Annotated in this window: 16 protein-coding genes; 9 read left to right on the forward strand and 7 right to left on the reverse strand. The window is 60.7% G+C overall.

What is annotated here, in order from left to right; genetic code table 11:
- The first annotated feature begins 11 nt into the window (after window positions 1-11).
- Both dnaE and HMPREF2912_RS03625 read left to right on the forward strand, forming a co-directional pair.
- Window positions 12-3,587 carry a DNA polymerase III subunit alpha gene (gene dnaE / locus HMPREF2912_RS03620; protein ID WP_070565611.1) on the forward strand — a complete coding sequence of 1,192 codons (3,576 nt, stop codon included), beginning with the start codon at window positions 12-14 and terminating at the stop codon, window positions 3,585-3,587.
- A 112-nt stretch (window positions 3,588-3,699) separates the two neighbouring features.
- Window positions 3,700-4,896 (forward strand): cobalamin-independent methionine synthase II family protein, encoded by a 1,197-nt coding sequence (locus HMPREF2912_RS03625; protein WP_070519906.1) that lies wholly within the window; start codon window positions 3,700-3,702, stop codon window positions 4,894-4,896.
- Between the two features lie 87 nt (window positions 4,897-4,983).
- On the opposite strand, the gene HMPREF2912_RS03630 is transcribed toward HMPREF2912_RS03625, so the two are convergent.
- A complete protein-coding gene (locus tag HMPREF2912_RS03630; RefSeq protein ID WP_070519908.1) occupies window positions 4,984-5,610 on the reverse strand; it encodes a hypothetical protein in 627 nt (208 codons plus the stop codon).
- A 110-nt stretch (window positions 5,611-5,720) separates the two neighbouring features.
- Window positions 5,721-7,634: a choice-of-anchor I family protein gene (locus HMPREF2912_RS03635; protein ID WP_070683478.1), complete on the reverse strand. Its 1,914-nt coding sequence runs from the start codon at window positions 7,632-7,634 to the stop codon at window positions 5,721-5,723.
- A gap of 178 nt (window positions 7,635-7,812) precedes the next feature.
- On the opposite strand from HMPREF2912_RS03635, the gene ilvA reads away from it, so the two are divergent.
- Genes ilvA through HMPREF2912_RS03655 form a run of 4 tightly spaced genes read left to right on the forward strand, consistent with a single transcriptional unit; the run spans window position 7,813 to window position 10,398 of the window.
- Window positions 7,813-9,096: a threonine ammonia-lyase IlvA gene (ilvA, locus tag HMPREF2912_RS03640; RefSeq protein WP_070623188.1), complete on the forward strand. Its 1,284-nt coding sequence runs from the start codon at window positions 7,813-7,815 to the stop codon at window positions 9,094-9,096.
- Window positions 9,096-9,734, forward strand: a complete 639-nt coding sequence (locus HMPREF2912_RS03645; RefSeq protein ID WP_070565492.1) for a YigZ family protein — start codon at window positions 9,096-9,098, stop codon at window positions 9,732-9,734. The genes ilvA and HMPREF2912_RS03645 overlap by 1 nt, the downstream gene beginning before the upstream one ends.
- 34 nt (window positions 9,735-9,768) lie before the next feature.
- Window positions 9,769-10,005: a hypothetical protein gene (locus tag HMPREF2912_RS03650; RefSeq protein WP_070519916.1), complete on the forward strand. Its 237-nt coding sequence runs from the start codon at window positions 9,769-9,771 to the stop codon at window positions 10,003-10,005.
- A gap of 6 nt (window positions 10,006-10,011) precedes the next feature.
- On the forward strand, window positions 10,012-10,398 hold the full coding sequence (locus tag HMPREF2912_RS03655; RefSeq protein ID WP_070519918.1) for an RNA-binding S4 domain-containing protein: 387 nt from the start codon (window positions 10,012-10,014) through the stop codon (window positions 10,396-10,398).
- Here HMPREF2912_RS03655 and HMPREF2912_RS03660 read toward each other — a convergent pair.
- From HMPREF2912_RS03660 to HMPREF2912_RS03680, 4 genes are all read right to left on the reverse strand, one after another.
- Window positions 10,395-11,399, reverse strand: coding sequence for a GTP pyrophosphokinase (locus HMPREF2912_RS03660; RefSeq protein WP_070565494.1), 1,005 nt, complete (start codon window positions 11,397-11,399; stop codon window positions 10,395-10,397). The genes HMPREF2912_RS03655 and HMPREF2912_RS03660 overlap by 4 nt on opposite strands.
- A gap of 799 nt (window positions 11,400-12,198) precedes the next feature.
- Window positions 12,199-13,584 (reverse strand): 3'-5' exonuclease, encoded by a 1,386-nt coding sequence (locus HMPREF2912_RS03670; protein WP_070623185.1) that lies wholly within the window; start codon window positions 13,582-13,584, stop codon window positions 12,199-12,201.
- Between the two features lie 89 nt (window positions 13,585-13,673).
- Window positions 13,674-15,869 (reverse strand): glycogen debranching protein GlgX, encoded by a 2,196-nt coding sequence (glgX, locus tag HMPREF2912_RS03675; protein ID WP_070519926.1) that lies wholly within the window; start codon window positions 15,867-15,869, stop codon window positions 13,674-13,676.
- A gap of 20 nt (window positions 15,870-15,889) precedes the next feature.
- Complete coding sequence (locus tag HMPREF2912_RS03680; protein ID WP_070683267.1) at window positions 15,890-16,471, reverse strand: TetR family transcriptional regulator; 582 nt, start codon at window positions 16,469-16,471, stop codon at window positions 15,890-15,892.
- Between the two features lie 176 nt (window positions 16,472-16,647).
- Here HMPREF2912_RS03680 and HMPREF2912_RS03685 point away from each other — a divergent pair, with 176 nt between their 5' ends.
- Both HMPREF2912_RS03685 and HMPREF2912_RS03690 read left to right on the forward strand, forming a co-directional pair.
- Window positions 16,648-17,388 carry a hypothetical protein gene (locus HMPREF2912_RS03685; protein ID WP_070683269.1) on the forward strand — a complete coding sequence of 247 codons (741 nt, stop codon included), beginning with the start codon at window positions 16,648-16,650 and terminating at the stop codon, window positions 17,386-17,388.
- Between the two features lie 149 nt (window positions 17,389-17,537).
- Window positions 17,538-17,939, forward strand: coding sequence for a hypothetical protein (locus HMPREF2912_RS03690; RefSeq protein ID WP_227485693.1), 402 nt, complete (start codon window positions 17,538-17,540; stop codon window positions 17,937-17,939).
- Here HMPREF2912_RS03690 and HMPREF2912_RS03695 read toward each other — a convergent pair.
- Entirely contained in the window at window positions 17,936-18,859 is a 924-nt protein-coding gene (locus HMPREF2912_RS03695; RefSeq protein ID WP_070683271.1) for a YbjN domain-containing protein, read from the reverse strand. The genes HMPREF2912_RS03690 and HMPREF2912_RS03695 overlap by 4 nt on opposite strands.
- Before the next feature lie 152 nt (window positions 18,860-19,011).
- On the opposite strand from HMPREF2912_RS03695, the gene hisD reads away from it, so the two are divergent.
- Window positions 19,012-20,361 carry a histidinol dehydrogenase gene (gene hisD, locus HMPREF2912_RS03700; RefSeq protein ID WP_070683273.1) on the forward strand — a complete coding sequence of 450 codons (1,350 nt, stop codon included), beginning with the start codon at window positions 19,012-19,014 and terminating at the stop codon, window positions 20,359-20,361.
- The last annotated feature ends 3 nt before the right edge of the window (window positions 20,362-20,364 follow it).

Raw genomic sequence — 20,364 nt, forward strand, 5'->3', positions numbered from 1 at the left:
AGATGAGCCGCATGGCCAAAAACTCCTCCTTCGTCCACCTGCACAACCACACCGAGTTCTCCATGCTGGATGGCATGGCCAAGGTGGATATGTTGGCGGATGAGGTGGTTCGCCAAGGAATGCCTGCCGTCGGCATGACAGACCACGGCAACATGTATGGCTCCAACGCCTTCTACCAAAGGATGACGAGCGCCGGGGTGAAGCCCATCATCGGCATCGAGGCCTATCTCGCGCCCGAGTCACGCTTCAACAAGAAGCGCGTGCTGTGGGGAACCCCGGATCAGAAGCGCGATGACGTCTCCGCTTCCGGTGCCTACCTGCACCAGACCATGCTGGCGGAAAATGAGACCGGCCTGCGCAATCTGTTCACGCTGTCCTCCCTGGCCTCCTATGAAGGCCAATTGGGCAAGTGGCCGCGCATGGACGCGGAGCTGATTGCCGAGCACGCCGAGGGCATCATCGCCACCACCGGCTGCCCGTCGGGTGACGTGCAGACCCGCCTGCGCCTGGGCCAGTTCAATGAGGCGCTAGAGGCGGCCGCTATGTGGCAAGACATCTATGGCAAGGACAACTTCTTCTTGGAGCTCATGGACCATGGGCTGGACATCGAGAAGCGCACGCGCGATGGCCTGTTGGAGATCGGCCGCAAGCTGGACCTGCCGCCGCTGGTGACCAATGACTGCCACTACGTGCTGGAAACCCAAGCCCCCGCGCACGAGGCGATGCTCTGTGTGCAAACCGGCAAGACCTTTATGGATCCGGACCGCTTCAAGTTCGACGGCACCGGCTATTACATCAAATCTGCCGCCCAGATGCGTGAGCTGTGGGATCATATGGTGCCGGAGGCTTGCGATAATACTCTGTGGATTGCGGAGCGCGTGCAAGACTACGGCAAGATCTGGGAGGAACATACCCACGACCGCATGCCGATTGCCGACGTCCCCGAAGGCCACACCCCAACCTCCTGGCTGACCCATGAGGTTATGGAAGGACTCAAGGATCGCTTCCCCGGTGGGGATGTTCCACAGGAGTACATCGACCGTGCTGAGTACGAAATCAGCGTCATCGATATGAAGGGCTACCCGTCCTACTTCCTTATCGTGGCCGAGCTTATTAAGCACGCGCGTTCCATCGGCATTCGCGTTGGTCCGGGCCGTGGTTCGGCGGCCGGTGCGCTCGTGGCCTACGCGCTGACGATTACCAATATTGACCCGATCGAGCACGATCTCCTCTTCGAGCGATTCCTGAACCCGGAGCGCCCCTCCGCGCCGGATATCGATATCGACTTCGATGATCGCCGCCGCGGCGAGATGATTACCTACGCCGCCGAGAGGTGGGGCGAGGACAAGGTGGCGCAGGTGATCACCTTCGGCACCGTGAAGACGAAGCAGGCTATTAAGGACTCCGCGAAGGTGCACTTTGGCCAGCCCGGCTTCCAGATGGCCGACCGCATTAACGGCGCACTGCCACCGGCCATCATGGCCAAGGACATCCCGCTCGCCGGCATCATGGACCCGGAGCACGAGCGCTATTCGGAGGCGGCCGAGGTCCGGCAGATGATTGAGACTGATCCGGACGTCAAGAAGATCTACGAGACCGCCCGTGGTCTTGAGGGCGTGGTCCGCCAAGCCGGCGTGCACGCGTGTGCCGTGATTATGGCTTCGGTGCGCCTCATGGACCACATTCCGATGTGGAAGCGCCCAGCCGACGGCGCCTACATCACCGGCTGGGACTACCCGGCCTGCGAGGCCATCGGCCTGCTGAAGATGGACTTCCTGGGCCTGCGCAACCTCACCGTGATCGGTGACTGCCTGGAGAACATCAAGAAGAACCGTGGCGAGGAAGTCCACCTCGAAGACCTCCATGCCGACGACCCGAAAGCCTCGAAGGTCTATGACCTGCTCTCGCGCGGCGATACCCTGGGCGTGTTCCAGCTGGACTCGGGCGGCATGCAGGAGCTGCTCAAGCGCATGAAACCGACTGGTTTTAAGGACATCGTGGCCTCGCTGGCGCTCTACCGCCCGGGCCCGATGGGCGTGAACGCGCACTGGGATTACGCGGACCGCAAGAATGGGCGCAAGGAAATCACTCCGATCCACCCCGAGCTGGAGGAGCCGCTCAAGGAAATCCTCGATGAGACGTACGGTCTCATCGTGTACCAGGAGCAGATCATGCGTATCTCGCAGAAGGTGGCAAACTACACCGCCGGCGAGGCAGACGGCTTCCGTAAGGCCATGGGTAAGAAGAAGCCCGAAGTCTTGGCGCAACAGTACGACAAGTTCTGGGGCGGCATGAAGGACAACGGCTACTCCAAGGAAGCGATGGACGCTCTGTGGGGCACCATCGAGCCCTTCGCCTCCTACGCGTTTAACAAGTCCCACGCCGCAGGCTACGGCTTGGTGTCCTTCTGGACGGCCTATCTCAAGGCCTACTATGCGCCGGAGTACATGGCTGCGCTGTTGACCTCGGTGGGTGACAAAAAGGATAAGTCCGCCATCTACCTGGCCGACTGCCGCCACCTGGGCATCCGCGTGCTCTCCCCGGATGTCAATGAATCGGTGGAGACTTTCCAGGCCGTGGGCGATGATATCCGCTTCGGCATGGGCGCTATCCGCAACGTTGGTGGGGATGTGGTGGATTCCATCGTGAAGACTAGGCGGGAGAAAGGCGCCTATACGTCCTTCTCCGACTACCTGGACAAAATCGAGCTGGCGGCCTGTTCGAAGCGCGTCACCGAATCCCTCATCAAGGCCGGTGCCTTCGATTCTTTGGGGCATCCGCGCAAGGGACTCATGCTCATCCACGAAGATGCCGTGGATTCGGTGCAGACGACGAAGAAGGCGGCCGACAAGGGCCAATTCGATCTCTTCGCCGGCTTTGGCGGGGAGGAAGGGCAAGGCGAGTCCGTCTCCGCCTTCGCCATCGATATTCCGGACGAGAACTGGGACCGCAAGCACGAGCTGGCCCTGGAGAGGGAAATGCTGGGCCTGTATGTCTCCGGCCACCCGCTCGACGGATTCGAAGAAGCCCTCAACGCGCAGACCGATACCCCGATTACGAAGATCCTCAACGGTGAGGTGGGCAATGGCCAAGAGCTGGTGATTGGCGGCATTATCTCGGGCGTTGACAGGCGCTTTTCCAAGCGTGATGGCTCGCCCTGGGCCATCGTCAGCATGGAGGACCACAACGGTGCACAGGTAGACATCCTCGTGTTTAACCAGGTGTATTCGTTGGTGGCCGCGCAGATCGCGGAAGATAACATCATCCTGGCCAAGGTGCAGGTGAAGATCCGCGATGAGCGCATGTCCCTGTTCTGCTCCGATATCCGCATCCCCGATCTTGGTCCCGGCAACGGTGCCGGCCTGCCGCTGCGCCTGACCATGCGCACGGATCAGTGCACGATGGACAACATTGCGCGCCTCAAGCAGGTCCTGGTCAACAACAAGGGCGAGTCGGATGTGTACCTCACGCTTGTCGACGGCGAAGAGTCCACCATGATGGTCCTTGGTGAGCATTTGCGTGTGGAGCGCTCCAGCAACCTCATGGGTGATCTCAAGGCGACGATGGGCGCCGGCATCCTGGGCTGAGACAGCATGCTTCGTTCGGGTGCTGAATAAAAGTACAGAATGAAGCGGGCTGCGCCTCGCCCGTGGGTTACGCTAGACAGCACAGTCTAGTTGAAAGGGAGACCGTTTCCTCATGGTCAATAAGATCCGCACCACCCACGTTGGCTCGCTGCCGCGCACGAAGGAGCTGCTGGAAGCTAACCTCGAGCGCTCCGCAGGCACCATCTCCGATGAGAAGTTCCACGAGATTCTGGAACGCTCGGTCGCAGACGTCGTTAAGCGCCAAGTCGATCTCGGCATCGACATCATTAACGAGGGCGAATACGGCCACATCACCTCCGGCGCCGTGGACTACGGCGCGTGGTGGAACTACTCCTTTACCCGCCTGGGTGGTCTGACCATGACGGACAAGGACCGCTGGGAAATCGGTGACAAGATTCGTTCCGAGCCGGGCAAGATTCGCCTTTCGTCGATGAAGGATCGCCGCGACCGCGCCCTTTTCGCCGAGGCCTACAACGACCCGGATTCGGGAATCTTTACCGGCCGCAAGAAGGTGGCCAACCCGGAGTTCACCGGCCCGGTTACCTACATTGGCCAGGAACAAGTCGAGGCAGACGTGAAGCTGCTTGCCGACGCCCTGCCAGAGGGCACCGAAGGTTTCGTCGCCGCCCTGTCCCCGGGTGCTGCGGCGCGCTTGCCTAACAAGTACTACGAGGATGAGACCGATCTCGTGCGTGCCTGCGGTGAAGCGCTCAAGGTGGAGTACAAGGCCATCACGGATGCTGGCTTGACCGTGCAGTTCGACGCCCCGGACCTGGCTGAAGCCTGGGACTCCGTGGTCCCGGAGCCGACGGTCGCGGACTTCCAGGCCTTCCTACGCGAGCGCATTGAGATCCTCAACGAGTCCATCAAGGACATCCCGCGTGAGCAGACTCGTCTGCACATCTGCTGGGGTTCCTGGCATGGCCCGCACGTGACGGATATTCCGTTCGAGGACATCATTGAGGAGATCCTGCAGGCCAAGGTCGGCGGATTCTCCTTCGAGGGTGCCTCGCCGCGTCACGCCCACGAGTGGCGCGTGTGGAAGGACCACAAGTTGCCGGAGGGCACCGTCATTTACCCGGGTGTGGTTTCTCACTCCACCAATGCTGTGGAGCACCCACGCTTGGTAGCAGACCGCATCATCCAGTTCGCTGAACTGGTCGGCCCAGAAAACGTGATCGCATCGACGGACTGTGGTCTCGGCGGCCGTCTGCACCACCAGATCGCGTGGGCCAAGCTGGAGTCCCTCGTGGAGGGTGCGCAGATTGCCACCGAGGAGCTGTTCTAATCAGCGAGCGGCCATGAACCAGTGAGCAAACTAAATAAACGCGCGAACCTGCTCGGTTCGCGCGTTTAATTTTTGGTGGGGAGGCGGTTACTTCGCAGCCGCTTTCTCGCCTTCCTTCTTCTGGGAGTTATCCCAGTGGAAGCCCTGGCTCTTCAGGAAGGCGCGCAGACCATCGAGAACGGATGGGTCGAATTGTGCGACCACGGTCAGCGCATTAATAGCGACGGCGACCAGAGCGATAATGCCGCCGACCCACGCAAAGACCTCTTCGGCTGTGTCATTGGGGCGGGCGGACTGTACCCATTCGGGCATCTCGTCCCATTCCTTCTCCAACTCGGCGTCCTTTTCCGCTTGGACGCAGTCTGGCTCTGCTGGCATGCCAGAGGAACCATAACCGTTAAGGATGCCGAGCCCCAGCTCCTGCGGCCCCATGAAGGAAGAACCCGCGGTGCCATCGGCAACCGCCTTTTCGTGCTCCTCACGCGCCTTGTGCACAGCGTCCGCACATTCCTTGGAGAGATCGGAGGTGTCGATGTGACCGACGTTCATTGAGCTTCCACCGTTGGGGCCCTGAGAGCTTCCGCCACTAGAGCTTTGGCTCTGGGAGGAAGCGGAGGACTGGCTGCTCTCAGCAGATTCTGCGGCTGTGGCCAACGGAGTGACCAGGGCCATCGTCGTCGCGCACACTGCGATAAGGGAGGTGGAAAGGCGCATAATCAGGAATTCTCCTTGAAAGAAGGTGCGAAGGGGGTGTGAGAAAAAAGGGGGCTAGCTTGTCCTAAGCCCACTTCAATGTAGCAGCCCGCCCCGAGGAAAAGTAGGGATTACAGGAACTTCTCCAGCTGCTCACGCAGCGGCGCCGGTGCAAGGCTGAGGACGGTTTCGCGGATACCCGGAGTGTTCAGCAGGCCTACCGCGGCAGCCACCGCGGCGATGACTCCGATGACAGAACCGGCGATGATGCCCGCGGTGGATGAGTGGGAGCTGTGGTTATTCTTGCCCTCGTCGTCCTTGTTGTCGGCAGCGTCTTCGTCGTCGAGCACATCTTCAACGGAGTAGATGGTGGTGGTTCCGGAGACTTCGTTGCCCACGATGAGCAGGTGCTCGCCGTTGGGGGAGTTGGCCTTGTCGACGAAAGTGAAGCCCTCCGGGCCCAAGTCACCGGCAGCGGCGAACTCATCGGTGGAGAAGTCGCGATTGTTGACATAGGTGACGAAGGAGGCATTGGCCGGGTCAGTGACGTCATAGACGAAAACGCCGCCGACGCGCTCGGCGCCAACGAAAGCATAGGTGCGATCCCCAACCTTGCCGATTGTCAGGGCCTCCGGTTCAGGGCCCTTGTTGTCAGAGCGGTCATCAAACTCGGCCGCTTCGTTATCGGCGTTGTGGTGGAACACACCCGGTTCATTCAGCTCAGCGGTGATCTTTTCAAAATCGCTACCGGAGTCGAAGACGACCGTGCCGTTGGCATCGTAGATGCTAAAAGACCGGGAGCCGTAGGCATAGAGTTCATCGAAGCAGCCCTTCTCTTCATTCCAGCCGGAAGCAGTACTCAGCTTCAGGTTGCCGGCCTGTTTCTTATCGGCGAGGTCTTCCGCAGAGACGTCGCCCAGCGCGCCCTCGCACACCTTGCCGTCCTCGATGAGGTCCTTGAGCTCGACTTCATCGGTGTAGACGCCGGAACCACCGTCCTTTTCCTTGACACCCCACTCGCGGGCATCGCCTTCGTTCGCGGTAGCAAAGTAGGTCTGGCCACCGGCGGTGAAAGCGCCGATGGAATCCGGCATGGACAGCCCCTTGACCGGGATGGTGCGCAGCTCAGCCGAATCATCCTTGTTGGAGGAGTCGAGCGGCACCTGCGAGTGATCCGCAATGTGAGCCGGCAGGATCTTCTCCACGGTGGCGGATTCAATATCGATGACCCCAATGGCATTGGCCTCCTGCAGTGTCACGTATGCCTTGCCCGCCTGGGAGGAGATGTACTCCGGTTCGAAGTCAATGGAGGGCTTCGCCTCGTGCCCGGAGGGACCAAAGACGCGCACCCCCTCAGGCAGTGGCTTGCCGTCGAAAGCCGTGAAATCAGCGATGCGGGCATCCGCCTGAGCCGGCGCCGCAACTCCCGCCGGCAGCTTGATAACGGAGACGGAACCTTCTGGGTCGGCGACGTAATCGGTGCCCTCGGCGTTGAGCTCGTTCGACGGCTCGCCCTCGTTGGCCACGAGAGCGTAGCTTCCGTCCGCGGTGAGGTGGACGTTATCCGGCAAAGCCCCCACCGCCACGCGCCCCAGCTCGGTGGCGGCCAGGTCCTCGGCCGCAGCGTTGAAGAAGAGCGCCTCGCCGTTCTCGGTCTTGTCCGCCTGCTGGACGGCGGCCACAGCCAGGCCATCAGGGCGCACGGCTACGGAGTTGATCTCTTTGCCTTCACCGGCAGAAATGGAGCCGATCAAGGTGGGCTTGGCTGGGTCAGCGGCGTCGAGGACGTCGATCTGGCCCGCGTGCGCGTTAACCGTAAGGATGCGCTTGGAGGCTGGGTGGAAGGCCACGATTTCCGCGGCTGACTCTGCGTACACGCCGGATTCATAGGTGCCGATCGGGGTCACCTTGAGGTTGGCGTCAGCGGCGGAATGCTCGATGACGTTGTCCACAATCGCGGCCGAGGATGCCGGAACGGTCAGGCTAAGGCTAGTCGCGGTCGCAGCACACACCGCGAGAGTGCGGCGGGAGAAAGAGCGAGACATTGAGAAAGACTCCTTGAAGCGGAACGAAAAAGTTTCCGAACCACCGTACGTTGCGCCCATGGTGCTTTTGGGGAACGCAGCGTTGCAAACAATCGATATCTAGGTAAACGTTGGGTGAATCGGTCGAATGCTAGGTAATGTGCGACGCGAGAGAGCTGGGGCGCTAAAATGAGCCACCATGACAAGCACCCCGCAAGACTTCGAGCCAATCCACGCCTCTGATATCCAACTGGCACAATCGCGAATTAGCTCGGAGATTGCCCCGACTCCGCTGCAGTATTGCCCGCGCCTGTCCCAAGAAACCGGCTATGAGGTGTACTTAAAGCGCGAAGATCTGCAGGACGTGCGCTCCTACAAGATTCGCGGCGCTCTGTACGGCATGTCGAACTTAAGCGAAGAACAGCGGAAGCAGGGGATTGTTACTGCCTCTGCCGGCAATCACGCCCAAGGAGTGGCTTATGCCTGCCGCACCATGGGGATCCACGGCAAGATCTTCGTGCCGGAGCCGACCCCGAAGCAAAAGCGCGACCGCATCCTGGTCCATGGCGGTGACGTCGTGGAACTCGTGGTCACCGGCGCCAACTTCGATGAAGCGGCAGCCGCCGCGCACGCGGATGCTGCGGAACGCGGTGCCTTCTTTATTGAGCCTTTCGACGCACGCGATACCGTTACCGGCCAGGGAACCGTCGCCGCGGAAATCGTGTCCCAGCTGTCGTCCATCGGTAAATCCCTCGACACCGTGGTTGTCCCCGTGGGCGGCGGCGGCCTGATCTCCGGCATCACCTCCTACCTCGCTGACATGGCCCCGCGCACCGCGGTGGTTGGCATTGAGCCGGCCGGGGCGGCGTCGCTCAGCGCTGCATTCGCTGCCGGCGAGCCGGTAACGCTCGACACCGTGGATCCTTTCGTCGATGGGGCTGCAGTCAAGCGCATCGGTGAGCTGCCCTTCAAGGTTTTGGAGGCCAATCAAGGCCGCTTGCACTGGGATGTCGTCTCCGAAGGCGCTGTGTGCACTGAGCAGTTGGCCCTGTACCAGAACGAAGGCATCATCGCCGAGCCCGCCGGCGCGCTGAGCGTGACCGGCCTGTGCACGCTGAACCTGCAGCCGGGTTCGACGGTGGTCTGCGTTATTTCCGGCGGCAACAATGACGTGCTGCGCTACGCCGAAATCATGGAGCGCTCCCTAGTACACCGCGGCCTCAAGCACTACTTCTTGGTGAACTTCCCGCAGGAGCCAGGCCAGTTGCGCCACTTCCTGCAGGATGTTCTCGGCCCGGAGGATGACATCACCTTGTTTGAATACCTCAAGCGCAATAACCGCGAGACCGGCGCGGCACTGGTAGGCATCGAACTGGGCAGCGCAGCGGGCATCGATGGCCTGCTGGAGCGCATGGAGAAGTCGAAGCTGAATTGCCAGCAGCTTCAGCCGGGCACCCCTGAGTACGACTTCCTCGTCGCATAATGCTGGAGAGTTATCAACGCCCGGTCGCAGGTGACGTCGTCGAGCACGAGATTGAGATCAAACGCTCGCGGTTTATCACTCTCATCGGCCGCGCCACGAACGAGGCGGAAGCACGCGCGCTTATCGACGCCGCCCGCGACCGCTTTCCCGACGCCCGCCACCACTGCTCGGCGTATATCTATCACGTCGATGGCTCGAATCCGGTGGAGCGCTCCTCCGATGATGGCGAGCCCTCCGGCACCGCCGGTAAACCGATGCTTGATGTTTTGAAAGGCTCGGGGCTGCTTGATATTTGTGCGGTGGTCGTGCGCTATTTCGGCGGTATCAAGTTGGGTGCGGGCGGGCTCGTTCACGCTTATGGCGGTGCCGTGAGCGAGACGATGGAACAGGTTGAGCATGTCACGCGCGCCTTGCGCGAGCTCTATACTGTCGAGGTTTCCCACGCGGAGGCCGGCCGGCTGGAAGCGGAGCTGCGCAACCGCGGCGTCGACATGGTGGATACCGCTTATGGCCAGGCAGTGACTTTCACCGTGTCCGTTGAGCCCGGCGGTGAGGAGAAACTCGCTGCAACGCTCGCGGCACTGACTCAGGGTGGGGTAGGGCCGAAGGAAGCCGGAACAGCCTGGGTGGAGCTTTAAGGTTGCGGGTTTCTGGCCATGTAAAATAAGCCCCATGACTATGCAGCGACGCCCCAACAATCCCATTGAGCAACGCAAACAAGCCGTACGCACCCACGCACGCAACGGCGCTGTGTGTGTCGTGGGAGGCGTCGCCGGCGGCATCCTCCTGGGTTGGGCATTGACTGGTTTCTGGACCTGTATGGCCATTGGCCTCATCGTCGCCGTGGTGGGTGGCGTGTACAACTGGGTCAAGATCCAGAAGATCGTCAACGAAAACCACAACCTATAAGCGTCTATGGTGAATCAGCCCGACGGGCGGCCCGTCCGCATTGACGCCTGGGTCTGGTCCGTGCGCATGTTCAAGACCCGGTCAGAAGCTGCCACGGCGGTGCGCGCCGGGCACGTCAAGCTCAACGGCAACGCCACCAAGCCCGCACAGCAGGTTGTCCCCGGCGACCGCGTGCGCGTGTGGCGCAACCACCACGAACATGATCTCGAGGTGCTCGCCACCGTGTCCAAGCGCGTGGGCGCTCCCATCGCGCGGACCTGCTACATCGACCACGCACCGCCGCCACCGCCGAAGGAGTTTTTACCCTCGGTTCCGGTTCGCCCGCGCGGTGCCGGCCGCCCCACGAAGAAGGAGCGCCGGCAGATGGACAAGTTCCGCGGCGGATTCCGCTAATTATTCCGGAAGTTTTTTAAGGCCTTCAGGCGCGCGTTCAGGCGACGCTTGCGATCCTTGCGGTCGCCGGCTTGGGCGGTGGCCTCGATGTGCTGGGCGCCGAACTTGTTGAGCAGCAAATCGTCGATAAGCCTGACCTGGCCCGGGCGGAAGCGGTAGCGCATGGCGTCATGCACGTGGGCGATAGCGTCTTCATCGAGGAGCTGCTTGAGCTGGCTTAGACGATTGATGCCGTTGTTTTCTAAAAGCTCCGCTAGGAAGCGATAGTGCTCCGAGCGTGAACGCGGAAAGCGGTTGCCCAGAATGATGGCGAGGACGCCGGGGAGGGTCTCTGCCGTGATTTCCACGTCATCGTCCGCCTCGGAGCTGGGGGCTTTGAGTGCGGCGATCTCATCGAACTGCTGGTCCGCCAACTCAATGAGGCCCGCAGCGAGCGTGAACAGCCGATCCACCTGTGGGGAAGGCGGGTTGGGGCCCTGCTTGTACCGGATATCGTGCTCAAATTCCGCCCAGGCGTGCTGCAGCACAGTGCGGATTTGAATCTCAAAGGTCCAGCCAACATAGGCTTCAAGTTCCTCAAGGGCAGCGGCACTATCTTCAGAAACCTTGAGCACTAGGTGGTGTGAGCCATAGCCAAAGCCGCCGGAAATCCGCGTTTCTGCTGCCTTGTCCACCGAGCGAAGCACTGTGAAGGTTTCCCCCAGAACTTCGAGGGCCTCCGGAATAACTGTGGAGTGGAAGACGGTAATCCGCACGCCCAAGACATCGTGGATATCCTCCCACGGAGTGGGGTACATCAGCTCGCCGTTGCCGCGACGCTTCTTTGCCTTGGCCTTCAGGGACGGCCAAAGCTTGACGCGGGTAGCTACGCGGTCGAAGATAATTCCGGCGTCGTTAAGCAAGTCCTCGATGGCATCGCGGAAGTCCTGCGCCGCAGTGGGATGCGCGTGCACCCAGGAATGATACTGGTTGCTCAAGCGGGACATGGATGATTCAGCCATCGTGAAACGTGACTCCTTTCGGCCACGGCGGAAAAGCGCGGGGGTGCGTCTACACCTCCAATGGGAAGCCGTTAGCTAATACTAGCGGTTGCATGCTGAGCGGGGCTCGATGGCGCGGGCGCAATTCAGCAGCGCGCCACGCTAACTCTGTGGCGCGATGCGGGGATACGTTGAACAACGCATAAAGAGTGTGCGCATCAGGCACGAGGTACGTGATACTTCGAGCCTGGCTGAGCCTCTGAAGATGATTGTCTAGGATAACGAAAGCCTGCGGATGGGCCAACCAGGACGATATCGTGCAGCGATGAGCTCGCACCTCGAGACCTGCCTCGGCCCCCATGAAGCCCAGTTCGGCAGGGCGGGTGAAGAATCGCAGTCCCTGCTCCGTCAACGCTCGCCGCTGCAGATTCAACGCTGCGGAATCCCATGCCTGGCGTACGGTCAAGCCCATATCATCCAGAGCGCGCTGGCTCACACGCTTGGCCTCCGTACCCGTGCCGCGCACTATGGACATCGATAGCGTGCGCGATAGCTGGAGGCTAGCAGGTGAGTCCCCAAAACCATCATCACACAGCTTATTTCCGGTCAGCTCTTCGCTCGGGCAGAGCGAGGGGAGAAGGCGATCGACGTGGAGGGAAGTGGATAGCGCGATGGTCATAAGGATTTATCTCCGTAACGGTTGGGCAGGTGCAGATTCCTTATGCTTATTGGACTGCGCTCCACGCCCACCGGTTCCCAGCGAAGAGGAGAATTCCTTTGTATTGGGGCTTATCGCGGATGCCTTGAGGCCAATCGCGGGTTAAAACGGAGGTGCTTCATCGAGTTGAAGCTCCTCGAGGAGCTTGTCTGTCTGCCAGATCTCAATATCCTGGCCCTTGCCTTGTAGCTCTTCGGCGCGCTTTTCCTTCGATGTCTTGGTGGCCCACTGGCCTACGACGAGGATGGTGGTCTTCTTCGTGACGTTCTTGCCCACCTTTCCACCGCGCTCAGCAATCTTGGACCACAACAGACCTTTATCAAAAGGTTCGAAGTCACCAGTGAGGGTGACATTCTGGCCAAACAATGCGCCTTCTGGATCGGCGTCGGGGTTCGGATCCGGGATGGTGTCTGGCGTGGATACGGACTGCCATGGGGCCGGCCCGCGGCGCTGTGCGGACCCGGAGCTCTTCTTTTTCGCACCCGAGGTCGTTCCGGCCATGCGCGTCTTGTCGCGGAAATCCGTGCCTGCGCCTAAGTCCGCTGCAGACAGCGGAGCAGTGTTAGCGCGCAGAACTGGGATGACGGACTCCTCGCTCAAGGTGCCCAGGGCAAAGTCACGGATGGTGAACAAGTCCTCGATGGAACCAGAGTGACCAAAGCGCTGAGCCAGGGCGCTAACAATTTCGCCGGCTGCCCGGGCATCCGCTGTGGCTTCGTGGTGGTGGAAGTCCTCGGCCCCGATACAGGAGGCGACGGTCGGAAGCTTATGGTTGGCCACGTCGATGACGCCGGCGCGGGAGGCATCGCGAGCCAGGGCCAGCGAGCACGCCAAGCGAATCTCCGGAACTGGCGCCGCAGATTTCTTAAGGCCGCTGCGCAAGGCCGTGGAATCGAACTGTGCGTTGTGGGCCACCATCGTGTCAGAGCCGAGGAAGTCGAAGAGCTCGGCAGCAGCATCCGCAAAGGGCGAAGCATCAGCGACGTCATCTGGCGTGATGCCGTGGATACTGATGTTGACGTCGTCGAAGTGCTCTAGGCCCGGCGGGGGAGTGCACAACCACGTACGGGACTCGGTCTCTTCGCCATCGCGGAAGCGGACCGCGCCGATCTGGCACACCGAACCCCAGTTGTCATTGGCCGTTTCCACATCGACGGCGGTGAAGTTCAATCCCTGAACACGAGTGCTGGCGGCCGGTGCTTCGCCGCGCAAGGCAGCCTCCACCGCCTGCGCGAAAGCCGTGGCGTCCTGGCCGGGTGCAAAACGGATGACCGTGTCACCAGCACCATCTCCGGAACCACTGGTGCCGTGAACGATGACTTGACCAAAACCAGTTGCCGTCGGCTCCGTGCATTCCACGCCCGTGGCTCCAGCGAGGGAGAGACTCTCGTGGGCTGGTGCGCCGAGGGAAGAAGCAAGCAAAGAGCGGCGGAAAACAATGGCTTCGGCGGTGACATCAATGACGGCACCGTGGGCAGTGTAGGACACGGATTCCTTTCAAAGCATGGTGTTGGTGGTGGAGAGCAAGCGGTGAAGAAGCAGCCAAAGCTTCAGCTGCTTCTTGCCGAAGCAACCGATTATGCAGGTTCGTCGTTGTCGTCGAAGACTGGGGGCTCGGTCTGGCGCAAAATCAGCGTGGAGCGCGGCTGCACCATGATGGTTCCTTCGGCAGAGATCAGCTTTTCCTCGTCCGGATATCCGCCGGAATCAGAAGTATCGACGATGAGCCGCCAGCTAGCGCCCAAGTCCTTCTTCGGCAGGGTGAACTCAATGTCCTCGTGGTGGGCGTTGAAAATCATGATGAAGGAATCATCCGTGATGCGTTCGCCGCGGGCCGTCGTTTCCGTGATGGCGTTGCCATTGAGGTAGACCATGAGGGCCTTGCCGAATTCAAAATCCCAGTCCTCAGAGGTCATCAGCTTGCCGGAGGGCACGAGCCATGCAATATCGCGGTCTTTCACCTCAGAACCAAAGGGGCCACCGGCCAAGAAACGCTGGCGACGGAACACCGGGTGGTTCTTGCGGATGTTAATCAGGCGCTTAGTAAAACCGTGCATGGCGATGTTCTTTTCCTGCTCCAACATCGACCAATCGATCCAGGAAATCTCGTTGTCCTGGCAGTACACGTTGTTGTTGCCGCCCTGGGTGCGGCCTAGTTCATCGCCGTGGCACAGCATCGGGGTGCCTTGGGAGAGCAGAAGAGTGGTGAGGAAGTTGCGGACCTGGCGGCGGCGAAGCTTCTTAATTTCTTCGTCGTCAGTCGGGCCCTCCACGCCGTGGTTCCACGAGCGGTTGTGGGATTCACCGTCGCGGTTGTCCTCCCCGTTGTCCGCGTTGTGCTTTTCGTTGTAGGACACCAAATCACGCAGCGTGAAGCCGTCGTGAGCGGTGATGAAGTTAATGGATGCGGTGGGGCGGCGGCCGTTGTTGGCATACAAGTCGGAAGAGCCGGTCAAGCGTGAGGCAAACTCACCCATCTTCGACGGTTCCCCGCGCCAGAAATCACGGACGGTATCGCGGTACTTACCGTTCCATTCGCTCCAAATGGGCGGGAAGTTACCAACCTGGTAGCCGTTATGGCCCACGTCCCAGGGCTCGGCGATGAGCTTGACCTTGGAGACCACCGGGTCCTGCTGCACCAGATCGAAGAAGGTGGCGAGCTTGTCGACGTCATCCAGCTCGCGCGCCAGAGTAGACGCGAGATCGAAGCGGAAGCCATCCACGCGCATTTCCGTCACCCAATAACGCAGCGAATCCATAATCAGTTGGAGGGAGTGCGGGTGGCGGACATTGAGGGAGTTACCGGTGCCGGTGTAGTCCATGTAGTGCTCGGGATTGTCATCGACCAAGCGGTAGTAGGCATGGTTATCAATACCGCGGAAGGCAATGGTTGGCCCCATGTGGTTGCCTTCGGCGGTGTGGTTGTAGACGACATCGAGGATGATCTCGATTCCAGCCTCGTGGTAAGCGCGAACCATAGCCTTGAACTCAGCCACTGCCTCGCCTGGCTTCTTGGCGTAGGCGTAGTCCGCATGCGGAGCGAAGAAGCCGAAGGTGTTGTAGCCCCAGTAGTTACGCAGGTCCAGCTGGCGCAGACGGTCATCCTGGAGGAACTGGTGGACCGGCAGCAGCTCGACGGCCGTCACACCCAAGTCCTTGAAGTAGTTGATGATCGCCGGGTGCGCCATGCCGGCGTAGGTGCCGCGCAGCTCCTCTGGCACATCCGGGTGCGTCATCGTCATGCCCTTGACGTGGGCTTCGTAGATGATGGTCTCGTTATCCGGGGTATGCGGCCGGTTGTCGCCGTGCCACTCGAAGAAGGGGTTGATGACCACCGACAGCATCGTGTGGCCCAAGGAATCATCTTCGTTGCGCCCGGTGCCAGGCTCTTCAGCGAAGATATCGTAGGAGTACAGCGAGGCATCGCCGTCAAAATCACCGTCGAAGGCGCGGGCATAAGGATCGACAAGTAGCTTCGAGGGATCGCAGCGCAGGCCGTGCTCCGGTTCATAAGGGCCGTGGATGCGGTAACCGTAGCGCTGTCCGGGGCTGACGTTGGGGAGGTAGGCGTGCCAGACATGGGCGGTGACTTCGGTCAACTCAATGCGCTCTTCGCTGCCATCGTGGTCGATGAGGCAGAGCTCAACCTTTTCCGCGATTTCGGAAAAGATAGCAAAATTAGTTCCGGCTCCATCGAAGGTGGAGCCGAGCGGGGAGGGGGAACCAGGCCACACCTGGCGAGATGGCGTTAGATCAGCACGGGTCTCAGTCATGAGGCTCAGCTTAGTCAATTCTATTCGCAGCGATCGGTTCGCAGTGACTTTAAACCGGCAACCATGAGCTCCGCGGCGCGCACAGAGGTGGCGTCCACGGGCGCGGTGCCCGGAGAGGGAGAGGCCGTGCTGGGCGACGCCTCGCTGGACGACGCCCCACTGAGCTGCTCGCGGGATTGCTCCATGAACGTAGCCCCGAGTGTGTAGTGGATCAGCGTACGAGCGGCGACGGCGATATCCTCCGGTGACGCATCGGGGGCTTCTTTCTGCAGCGTAGTTGTGAATAGCTCTTCTAAGTCGGTGCTGGCTGAAGACTCTGGGAAAGCGGCGCCAGCAATGGCTACCTCGGCTCCATCGCGCCAGCGGCGCAGCTCCCGGTGCAGCGAGCTGACCAACTCCGCCGTGGTTTCACCCGCGACGGGGGAGAGGAGCTCAGCGGTCATGGCTGCGATGAGCGATTGCTTGTTAGCTACATGCCAGTACAAGGCGCCGGGGGCCACGTCGAGGTTGGTAGCGACGCGGCGCATGGTAACGTCGGCAAGCCCGTAGCGGGTCAAGAGTTCGAGGGCGGTGGAAACGATAGCGTCGCGAGATAGATGCACACGACCAACTCTACGCGGCGCAAGAAACCCCTAGTGGGGCTCACAGGAAGCTTCAAGGTGTAAAATATGATTTCTTCAAACAGCCCTTGTTAGGGTTGTCGGAGATGCCCAAGAGCAACCACCACGCCTAGCGTGGATTTACCTATCGCTCTCTATTTAATTTGAGGAGTTATCCCTTGTCCTTTTTGACACCTGCCAAGAAGTCCCTCATCGCTGTTGCACTCGTTGCACCGCTTTCCTTGGCTGCTTGTGGTTCCGATGACGAGAACGCAGGCGACACCGCTTCCTCTGCGGCAAAGACCACCACCACGGCGACGAAGTCCAAGGAAAAGACGTCTGAGAAGAAGACGGAAGAGAAGACATCTGAGGAGAAGAAGGAGGGGGAAGAGAATAAGGACGGCGAGAGCGCTGCGCCGAAGCCGGAGGGAGAGAACCCTGAGGGCGGCGACCAAGCCGTGGCCAACCCCTTCGAAAACGGCGTTGATCCGTTCCAGAGCATGCCGAAGGTTGAGCCGGTCCAGGGTGAGGCCGCAAGCCAGGAAGACATCGACGGCATCAATGGACTGGTCCGTGGCATGTACGAACAGCAGACTATGCGCTCCTTTGTGAAGTACCTTCCGGAGCACACCTGCGCGGCCGTGCGTAATGATCCGAACTCCGGCCTCGATCAGGTGGACTACAACCAGGTCCCGGATGTGCCGATGAACCAGCTCAAGGACATGATGGCCGCAGCTGGCCAGGACACCTCCCAGATGGAGGGCTTCGACTGGTCCAAGACCGGTGTTGAGTCCATCAACGATGTCGTGGTCAACGGTGACGATGCATCCGCAACCGTGAACGTCAACACCAGCAAGGGCATGGACAGCTCCACCATGCGCTTCAAGCGCGAGAACGGTAACTGGACCTTCTGCGGCTAGAGATTATCGTGCCTGCACTGCGTGCACCTAGCTTTCATATACCCCGCGCCATTGGATTCGGCGCGGGGTTGCTCGCGTTAGCGCTCCTTGGTTTCTCCGCTGTTGGCGCTGTCTGGGGGCTGTGGCGGCCTACTCTGGAGGGCCATCGCATGGAGGATGGCGGCTATGTCCTGCGCAACGTTGCCGACGTGCAATTCGATTCTTATATCACCTTCGTGCTGATCACCGGAGTCCTCGGTATGGCCTTGGGGGCAATCGCCCACCGTTGGGGAGAGCGCTACCGTGGCGTCGGTGTGCTGCTGTGGGTGGCGCTGGCGGCTTTGGCCGGTGCGGCGTCCTTCTATGTCTTCGGCGGGGCGACGGCCACTGATGTTCCGGAGAACCCTGGGGAATTCGTGGAGTTCGTGCCGAAGTTTTCGCCCGGCATCGCGTGGCTTGTGGGACCATTTATGGCCATGTTTGTCTACTGGTCCGCGCTGTTCTTTGAGCCGCCCAGCGTGGCGCTCGAAAGTGAAACGGAAGAAAACGAGGCAGCGGTCGACGTGCGCTAGGGCCAGGCGACGGGGGAGGAGCCCACGGCATCGCGTGAAATGTCATCGATGCCGTGGAGGACGTGCTTGATGCCGCGGCCGAGGGCGGTTATCAGTTGGGCGTCGGAAAGCCCAGCGCCCGTCATGACCGCGTAATCAATGCGCACCTGCAGCCCGTCAACGTTGGAGTGGCAGAAGGCCGAGGCCGAGTGATTGTTCCGGTTCCAATCATTGCAAATGAGGAAGATCTTGGAGAACTCGCTGCCCTGTAGGTTCGGGTCCCAATGGCCTTTGATGATGAGGCTCGGGCCGGAGTCAATGGCGAAGGCAAAGAGGACGTCATTGATCCAGGCATAAACTGCTTCATCGCCATCTGATTGGAAGCGCGAAATTCCCAGGGCGGGTAAGAGGGCTTCGAGGCGGGCCGTATCTACGCTGGCGACGGGGCCGTCGAGTTCTGTCTGTTCTTCCGGGACTGCCGGGCGGGGAAGCGTGAGAACGGGGAAGTGTTTAGCCAGTTCTTCGAGGCAGGCCGCGGCGTTGTGGAGCGCTGGCACTACCGAAGCGGAGAGTTGGGCTGTCGTGGGTTTCTGGTGCACCACGAGGAAGGAGTGGCCCCACACTTCGACTTCGGTAGGGGAGGAATAGTTGAGCACGAGGTGCGGCGAGAGGCAGTCGTGGTTCCAGTCGTTGACGAACTCGCTGAGACTGGGGATATCGCCGAAACCAAGAATGCCATGGTGGGTGGTGTAGAAGCGTAGGATCGGCTCGCCCTCAGTGTCCATGAAAGCGCGGGTTTCCCCGAGCGGCGAGTGCGGGAAGAGGAGTTCGTGTGCGGTTACCCGGATGCAGTCAAGGTTTTCCCGGCGCGTGAGGCATTCGACGCGGGCAAGCAGGTCTGACGGGGACTGGCGGTCCAAGCCGTCGGCGCCGTTGCTCATTTCGCCACCTCCCTCTACCGATTCGGGATGCCGGAATGTGTTACTAGTGGCACATTCTATAACCCGCACCTGCCGGTTCGCTGGCTTTTCGGTCCGGGTATAGTAATGGGAAGGTATAGAAACCACTGCATATTATAAAAAGAGGTCCCAGCATGCTACGAACCATCGACCTGCGAGGAGAGGAACTTACTACCTCCCGTTTGCGCCGAGTATTGCCGCGAGGGGGCACGGACGTGTCCTCGGTGATGGGCACTGTTATCCCCATGGTGGAGAAGGTCCGTGACGGCGGAGCGGCGGCCGCCCTCGACTTCGGCGAAAAATTTGACGGCATTCGCCCGGCCGCGGTGCGTGTTCCTCAGGAGGAGCTGAAGAAAGCAGCCGATGAGCTGGACCCGAAAGTGCGGGCAGCCATCGAGGAATCCATCGCACGCGTGCGTGCTGTCCATGCTGACCAGAGGTCGGATTCGCACACGACCACCCTGGCGCCGGGGGCAACGGTCACCGAGGTTTTTCACCCCATCGAGAGGGTGGGGCTGTACGTCCCGGGCGGCAAGGCGGTGTATCCATCTTCCGTCATTATGAACGCCGTCCCCGCCCAGGAAGCGGGCGCTGAGGCGATGGTCGTGGCTTCCCCGCCGCAAAAGGAGTTCGGTGGTCTGCCGCACCCGACTGTTTTGGCAACATGCCACATGCTCGGCGTGGACGAGGTGTGGGCAGTAGGCGGCGGGCAAGCCATTGCCCTTCTGGCCTATGGCGATGATGAACCGGTTACCGGTGAAGAAGCACTGGAGCCTGTCGATATCATTACCGGCCCAGGCAACGTGTTTGTTGCCGCCGCTAAACGCGCAGTGCAGGGCGTGGTGGGCATTGATGCGGAGGCCGGGCCAACGGAGATCGCCATTTTGGCAGACGATAGCGCCAACCCCGTCTACGTGGCCTATGACCTCATTTCCCAGGCAGAGCATGATCCCATGGCTGCTTCCGTGCTCATTACTGATTCAGAGGAGTTTGCCGCCGCCGTGAACGCGGAGGTAGCGCAGCGTTATACCGCCACTGCCAATGCCGAACGCGCCGCCGAGGCGCTGCGCGGTGAGCAGTCGGGCATTGTCGTGGTTGAGGACCTTGAGGCGGGAATCGCCGTCGCGGATGCCTATGCCGCCGAGCACTTGGAGGTTCACACGAAGAACGCCCGGGCAGTTGCGGAGCGCATTCGCCACGCCGGTGCCATCTTCGTTGGCGACTATTCGCCCGTACCTCTTGGTGATTACACCGCGGGTTCCAACCACGTTTTGCCAACCTCTGGAACCGCGCGGTTTAGCGCCGGCTTGTCGACGCACACCTTCCTTCGCCCAGTAAACCTCATCGAGTATGACCGCGCGGCACTCGGCGAGGTAGCGGAGAACGTTATCGCCTTCGCCACCGCGGAGGCGCTGCCCGCCCACGGTGAAGCAATCGCCGCACGATTCGGAGAGGCCACAGATACCCAGAAAGGAGAGGTTTAAGCC

Origin of the sequence: Corynebacterium sp. HMSC056E09 (genome assembly GCF_001813425.1) — a bacterium.
Lineage (GTDB): Bacteria > Actinomycetota > Actinomycetes > Mycobacteriales > Mycobacteriaceae > Corynebacterium > Corynebacterium hesseae.

Coding starts and splice junctions, on each gene's coding strand:
- dnaE (WP_070565611.1), top strand. CDS start 12: ATGGCCAAAAACTCCTCCTTCGTCCACCTGCACAACCACACCGAGTTC.
- HMPREF2912_RS03625 (WP_070519906.1), top strand. CDS start 3,700: ATGGTCAATAAGATCCGCACCACCCACGTTGGCTCGCTGCCGCGCACG.
- HMPREF2912_RS03630 (WP_070519908.1), bottom strand. CDS start 5,610: ATGCGCCTTTCCACCTCCCTTATCGCAGTGTGCGCGACGACGATGGCC.
- HMPREF2912_RS03635 (WP_070683478.1), bottom strand. CDS start 7,634: ATGTCTCGCTCTTTCTCCCGCCGCACTCTCGCGGTGTGTGCTGCGACC.
- ilvA (WP_070623188.1), top strand. CDS start 7,813: ATGACAAGCACCCCGCAAGACTTCGAGCCAATCCACGCCTCTGATATC.
- HMPREF2912_RS03645 (WP_070565492.1), top strand. CDS start 9,096: ATGCTGGAGAGTTATCAACGCCCGGTCGCAGGTGACGTCGTCGAGCAC.
- HMPREF2912_RS03650 (WP_070519916.1), top strand. CDS start 9,769: ATGACTATGCAGCGACGCCCCAACAATCCCATTGAGCAACGCAAACAA.
- HMPREF2912_RS03655 (WP_070519918.1), top strand. CDS start 10,012: ATGGTGAATCAGCCCGACGGGCGGCCCGTCCGCATTGACGCCTGGGTC.
- HMPREF2912_RS03660 (WP_070565494.1), bottom strand. CDS start 11,399: ATGGCTGAATCATCCATGTCCCGCTTGAGCAACCAGTATCATTCCTGG.
- glgX (WP_070519926.1), bottom strand. CDS start 15,869: ATGACTGAGACCCGTGCTGATCTAACGCCATCTCGCCAGGTGTGGCCT.
- HMPREF2912_RS03690 (WP_227485693.1), top strand. CDS start 17,538: ATGGAGGATGGCGGCTATGTCCTGCGCAACGTTGCCGACGTGCAATTC.
- HMPREF2912_RS03695 (WP_070683271.1), bottom strand. CDS start 18,859: ATGAGCAACGGCGCCGACGGCTTGGACCGCCAGTCCCCGTCAGACCTG.
- hisD (WP_070683273.1), top strand. CDS start 19,012: ATGCTACGAACCATCGACCTGCGAGGAGAGGAACTTACTACCTCCCGT.